General features: G+C 41.0%; 4 protein-coding genes and 1 pseudogene. 4 read left to right on the forward strand and 1 reads right to left on the reverse strand.

What is annotated here, in order from left to right:
* Positions 1 to 20: 20 nt before the first annotated feature.
* A complete protein-coding gene (locus SSIN_RS09630) occupies positions 21 to 965 on the reverse strand; it encodes a polysaccharide deacetylase family protein (protein ID WP_037618451.1) in 945 nt (314 codons plus the stop codon).
* Positions 966 to 1,098: 133 nt separating this feature from the next.
* On the opposite strand from SSIN_RS09630, the gene SSIN_RS09635 reads away from it, so the two are divergent.
* From SSIN_RS09635 to SSIN_RS09650, 4 genes and pseudogenes are all read left to right on the forward strand, one after another.
* Positions 1,099 to 2,385: a homoserine dehydrogenase gene (locus SSIN_RS09635; protein WP_037618453.1), complete on the forward strand. Its 1,287-nt coding sequence runs from the start codon at positions 1,099 to 1,101 to the stop codon at positions 2,383 to 2,385.
* A gap of 1 nt (position 2,386) precedes the next feature.
* Positions 2,387 to 3,253: a homoserine kinase gene (thrB, locus tag SSIN_RS09640; RefSeq protein ID WP_037618455.1), complete on the forward strand. Its 867-nt coding sequence runs from the start codon at positions 2,387 to 2,389 to the stop codon at positions 3,251 to 3,253.
* A gap of 248 nt (positions 3,254 to 3,501) precedes the next feature.
* Complete coding sequence (gene ucpA, locus SSIN_RS09645) at positions 3,502 to 4,302, forward strand: SDR family oxidoreductase UcpA (protein WP_037618456.1); 801 nt, start codon at positions 3,502 to 3,504, stop codon at positions 4,300 to 4,302.
* A gap of 425 nt (positions 4,303 to 4,727) precedes the next feature.
* Positions 4,728 to 4,929: pseudogene (locus tag SSIN_RS09650) on the forward strand (GNAT family N-acetyltransferase); the annotation flags it as partial.

Raw genomic sequence — 4,929 nt, forward strand, 5'->3', positions numbered from 1 at the left:
ATATAGAGCAGCTTTTTAATCTAATTCGTTGCGATTTCATTTAATAAATCGTCAGCGGTGGTTGTTGGATTGATGCGAACACGATTGAGTGAGAGTAGACCATCAGCAAGTGAGGCGAGGCCGTGATTGGTTGTTACGCCCATCTTATAGCCGAGACTTTCAGCTATTTGCAGAGTAGTATCGCTGTAGCGTCCAGATGGATAGGCAACAGTTGTGGTGTTTTGTGAGAGATTGTTATCCAAAAAGGCTTTTGAATCTCGTAATTCAGTGGTTTGCTGATCAGCTGATGTAGCAGAAAGGTCAGGGTGATTGACAGTATGATCCTCAAAAGACATGCCCTGTGCTTTCATCTCTTTCATCTCTTCCAGAGTCAACATATCCTCTCGGCCTGCTTCGACAAATCCAGTGATGACATTGTTGGTGGCCTTCATTTGGTACTTTTGAAGCAACGGGAAGGCGTTGGTGTAAAAGTCTTTTAAACTATCATCAAATGTCAGCCAGACTACTTTTTTATTTTCAGGCAGGACATTTTCTGTCAAGACCTTGTAGGCTTCATCGGGAGTTAAAGTATAATAACCAGCTTCTTTCAGAGCCTGCAAGTGGCTTTCAAAAGTGCTTGGATCTACAATTAAACCTGCATTTGCAGCCTCAGAGGGATCCATCACATGGATAGCATGGTACATCAAAATTGGAATTTTGACCGGCTGATCCTGCTTTACCCATTTTACGGTTGAAGTCTTGCTTGAATCATCTTCATTTGTAACATTAGAAGCAGGTGTAGAGGTAGATTGCACTGTCTGACTACTTTCAGTGGTCTGTTTGTTGAAAGAGAATTTGGTATTCCAAAGATAGAATCCTCCTATGACCAAAGCGAGGAGTAAGAAGAGGTTGAATATAGCTAAAAAGATAGCTCTTTTCTTAGCTTTGCGTCTTTGCATGCGATTTCCAGTGTGTTTACCTGCCATAATGTCTCCTTCTAATCTTACGAATTTTAAAAATTTTACTTATATTATAACAAATCTACAAATAGATTTGTAGGCATTTCTATATAATTTTGTTATAATATTTTTTATATAAGAAATATTCAAGGAGTTCTTCATGTCTGTTAAAATTGCTTTACTTGGTTTTGGAACGGTTGCCAGTGGTGTTCCTTTCTTACTGAAAGAGAACGGAGAAAAGATTGTTCAGGCTGCCCATTCAGAGATTGAGGTAGCTAAGATCCTAGTTAAGGATGATGCTGAAAAGGAACGTCTCTTAGCTGCTGGGAATGATTTCAACTTTGTGACCAATGTGGATGAAATCTTAAATGACGACGAGATTGCTATTGTAGTGGAGCTGATGGGGCGGATTGAGCCAGCTAAAACCTTTATTACACGTGCACTCGAAGCAGGTAAGCAAGTGGTAACTGCCAACAAGGACTTACTGGCAGTTCACGGTTCAGAATTGTTAGATATTGCTCAGAAAAATGGCGTTGCTCTCTACTATGAAGCAGCTGTTGCAGGCGGTATCCCAATTTTGCGTACCTTAGTCAATTCATTAGCGTCTGATAAGATTACTCGCGTTCTGGGCGTGGTCAATGGAACTTCTAACTTCATGATGACCAAGATGGTAGAAGAAGGCTGGTCATACGAAGATGCCCTTGCAGAAGCGCAACGTCTAGGATTTGCTGAAAGTGATCCGACCAACGACGTTGATGGAATCGACGCAGCTTATAAAATGGTCATCCTCAGTCAATTTGCTTTCGGTATGAATATTAAGTTTGAAGATGTGGATCACCAAGGAATTCGCAACATCACTCCAGAAGACGTCGCAGTTGCTCAGGACTTAGGCTATGTGGTGAAATTGGTTGGCTCAATTGAGGAAACGCCATCAGGAATCGCTGCTGAAGTAACACCGACTTTCTTGCCAAAAGCGCATCCCCTAGCTAGCGTAAATGGCGTAATGAATGCGGTCTTTGTCGAGTCAATCGGTATTGGAGAGTCCATGTATTATGGTCCAGGTGCGGGTCAGAAACCAACTGCTACCAGTGTTGTTGCAGATATCGTCCGTATTGTCCGCCGTCTAAACGAAGACACTGTCGGCAAAGCCTTCAATGAATTTAGTCGTGAACTAGTTCTGGCTAAGCCTGAGGATGTGAAGAGTAGCTATTATTTCTCTATTTTGGCTCCAGATGCTAGAGGTCAAGTCTTGCATTTGGCTGAAATTTTCAATGCTGAGGAAGTATCATTTAAGCAGATTCTTCAAGAAAGCAGCGATGGCGAAACAGCTCGTGTGGTGATTATCACACACGCTGTTAGCAAAACTCAGCTAGAAAATGTAGTGGCTAAGTTGCGCGAGGTACCAGAGTTTGAATTGCTCAATACCTTTAAAGTATTAGGAGAATAAGATGAAAATTATTGTACCGGCAACTAGTGCCAATATTGGGCCTGGCTTTGACTCAGTTGGTGTAGCTGTCTCTAAATACTTGGAAATCGAAGTCTTGGAGGAGAGTCAGGAGTGGGTCATTGAGCATGACATCAATCCTAGAATCCCAACTGATAAACGTAATTTACTAATTAAGATTGCCCTGCAATTAGCACCAGACCTTCAGCCTCACCGTTTGAAAATGACCAGTGATATTCCTTTGGCGCGTGGTCTCGGTTCTTCCAGCTCTGTTATCGTAGCAGGAATTGAACTGGCCAATCAACTAGCAAATCTGAACTTATCTGATCATGAGAAGCTTAAGATTGCGACAAAAATCGAAGGTCATCCTGACAATGTTGCACCCGCAATTTACGGGAATTTAGTGGTTGCTAGTTCTTTCCACAATCAGGTCTCAGCAGTTGTATCAGACTTTCCAGAGGTCAGCTTTATTGCCTTCATTCCCGATTATGAGTTGAGAACAGTAGAGAGCCGCCGTGTCTTGCCAAACCGTCTTTCTTATAAGGAAGCAGTTGCAGCGAGCTCCATAGCAAATGTTGCCATTGCAGCGCTTTTAAAGGGAGATATGAAAACAGCTGGTCGTGCCATTGAATCAGATCGGTTCCATGAAAGATACCGCCAGCCGCTCATCAAAGAGTTTTCTGATATCAAGTTTTTAGCCAGAAAACAGGGCGCTTTTGCGACCTATATCTCTGGAGCTGGACCGACTGTTATGGTCTTATCTCCGCGAAATAAAGCTGAGCACATTTACAAACTAATCAAGGAACAGGGCTTTGATGGGCAAGTCTTCCAGTTGCAAGTGGATACTCAAGGTGTACGTGTAGAAGAGTAAAAGCGATCTAGAGAATATTCATAGATTTTGTTGCTGTAATAGCTGACAAATTTTAACATTGAGAGAGAAGGCAGCTTCTCTCTTTTTTATAGTTCAATATGACTCATTTAAGTCCTTAACAAAGCTTTTATATGATAGTGTTAATTGAAGATTTCATAGTCTATTAATATTTGACAAAGGCATTTCTTTAGACTACACTTAGGTTGAAAACGTTTTTCTTATACTATTATTTAGAAAGGATGTTGAAAATGGCGAAATTAGATAATAAGGTAGCTTTAATCACAGGAGCTGCTGCTGGACTTGGAAAAGGGATTGCCCTTGTTTATGCTAAATATGGGGCGAAATGTTGCTTGATTGATCTTGATTCAATAGAGCTGGAAAAAACTGCTCAAGAACTTCGAGATTCTTATCAGGCAGAGGTCATTACTTTTGTCGGAGATGTATCAAAAAAAGAGGATATGGAAGCAGCGGTGAGAGAGACAGTGAAGCAATTCGGTTCTTTGGATATTGCATGTTGCAATGCCGGTGTTTGTCAGTTGGCTCCGTTTGAGGAAATGAGTGACCAAATGAGAGATTTCCATATTGATGTGAATATTAAGGGTGTTTGGAATACCTGTCAAGCTGCTATCCAACCCATGCTCAGACAAGGAAAAGGTGCGATTGTTATTGCTTCTTCAGTGACAGGAGACATTGTAGCTGATGCCGGAGAAGCGGCCTATGCTATGACTAAGGCAGCTCTTGTCGGTTTGACAAAATCTTTGGCCGTTGAATATGCGGATCGTAATATTCGGGTCAATTGCACTCAGCTCGGCTATGCTCGTACACCTATGGTGGAAAAGATGGCAAAAGAGTCAAATCCTGACGATCCAGAAAGTGTTATCAATGACATTGCCCGCGGAGTACCAATGAAACGTCTAGCAAAACCAAAAGAGGTTGGTGAACTTTTTGCATTTCTAGGAAGCGATGAATCATCTTATTTAACAGGTTCTCAAGTTGTTATTGATGGAGGCAGTACTTTGCCGGAAACCATGAGTATGGGGACAAATTAGAAAATTAAGAATTTGTATTTATGAAGGTAGCTTTAGCAGACGAAGGGTTATCAATCAAAAAATTCAAAAGGTGTTGGAATTGTTACTGTGATTTCAACATCTTTTATTTTATACAGAGGAAAGCGATAACCTAAATCCTGAGCATCCATGATTATGATTCCTTACTACTACAGAGTTGATGTTAAACAAATAACCCCCTTGTCCAGATAGTTACAGTAGAAAGTGGTGGACCCCCCAAGGATGAAATCAACAGACTAATGACCGATCAGGGAGGTTTCCAGTGCAGGTTAGTGTAGGCAAGTAAATAATTAATCAGCAAGCCAAGATATTTCCCTTGGTTTTTATGAACTCTTGCCAACTAGTTTGCTCGTTTTTGAAACCCTTTGCAAAATTTGTTATACTATCAATAGAAAAGGAGTGATTTTATGAGTTTAACCAGCCAGCTTATTACAGCAGATTTTCCGGATTTGGACAAAGTAGAAGCCTTGAATATTGAGGCTTTTCCGAAAGAGGAGAGGGTGCCGCTCAGTGAGTTTTTGCGTTATGAAGATCAGGAAGAGGCTAATTTTTTCGCTTTTTATCATGAAAATGAATTTGTTGGCTTTGCTTTTGCTATTTCCAATGAAC

The organism is Streptococcus sinensis (assembly GCF_000767835.1).
GTDB lineage: Bacteria > Bacillota > Bacilli > Lactobacillales > Streptococcaceae > Streptococcus > Streptococcus sinensis.

Excerpts from the sequence above, each read along its gene's own strand:
- SSIN_RS09630 (WP_037618451.1), bottom strand. The coding sequence starts at position 965 with ATGGCAGGTAAACACACTGGAAATCGCATGCAAAGACGCAAAGCTAAG.
- SSIN_RS09635 (WP_037618453.1), top strand. The coding sequence starts at position 1,099 with ATGTCTGTTAAAATTGCTTTACTTGGTTTTGGAACGGTTGCCAGTGGT.
- thrB (WP_037618455.1), top strand. The coding sequence starts at position 2,387 with ATGAAAATTATTGTACCGGCAACTAGTGCCAATATTGGGCCTGGCTTT.
- ucpA (WP_037618456.1), top strand. The coding sequence starts at position 3,502 with ATGGCGAAATTAGATAATAAGGTAGCTTTAATCACAGGAGCTGCTGCT.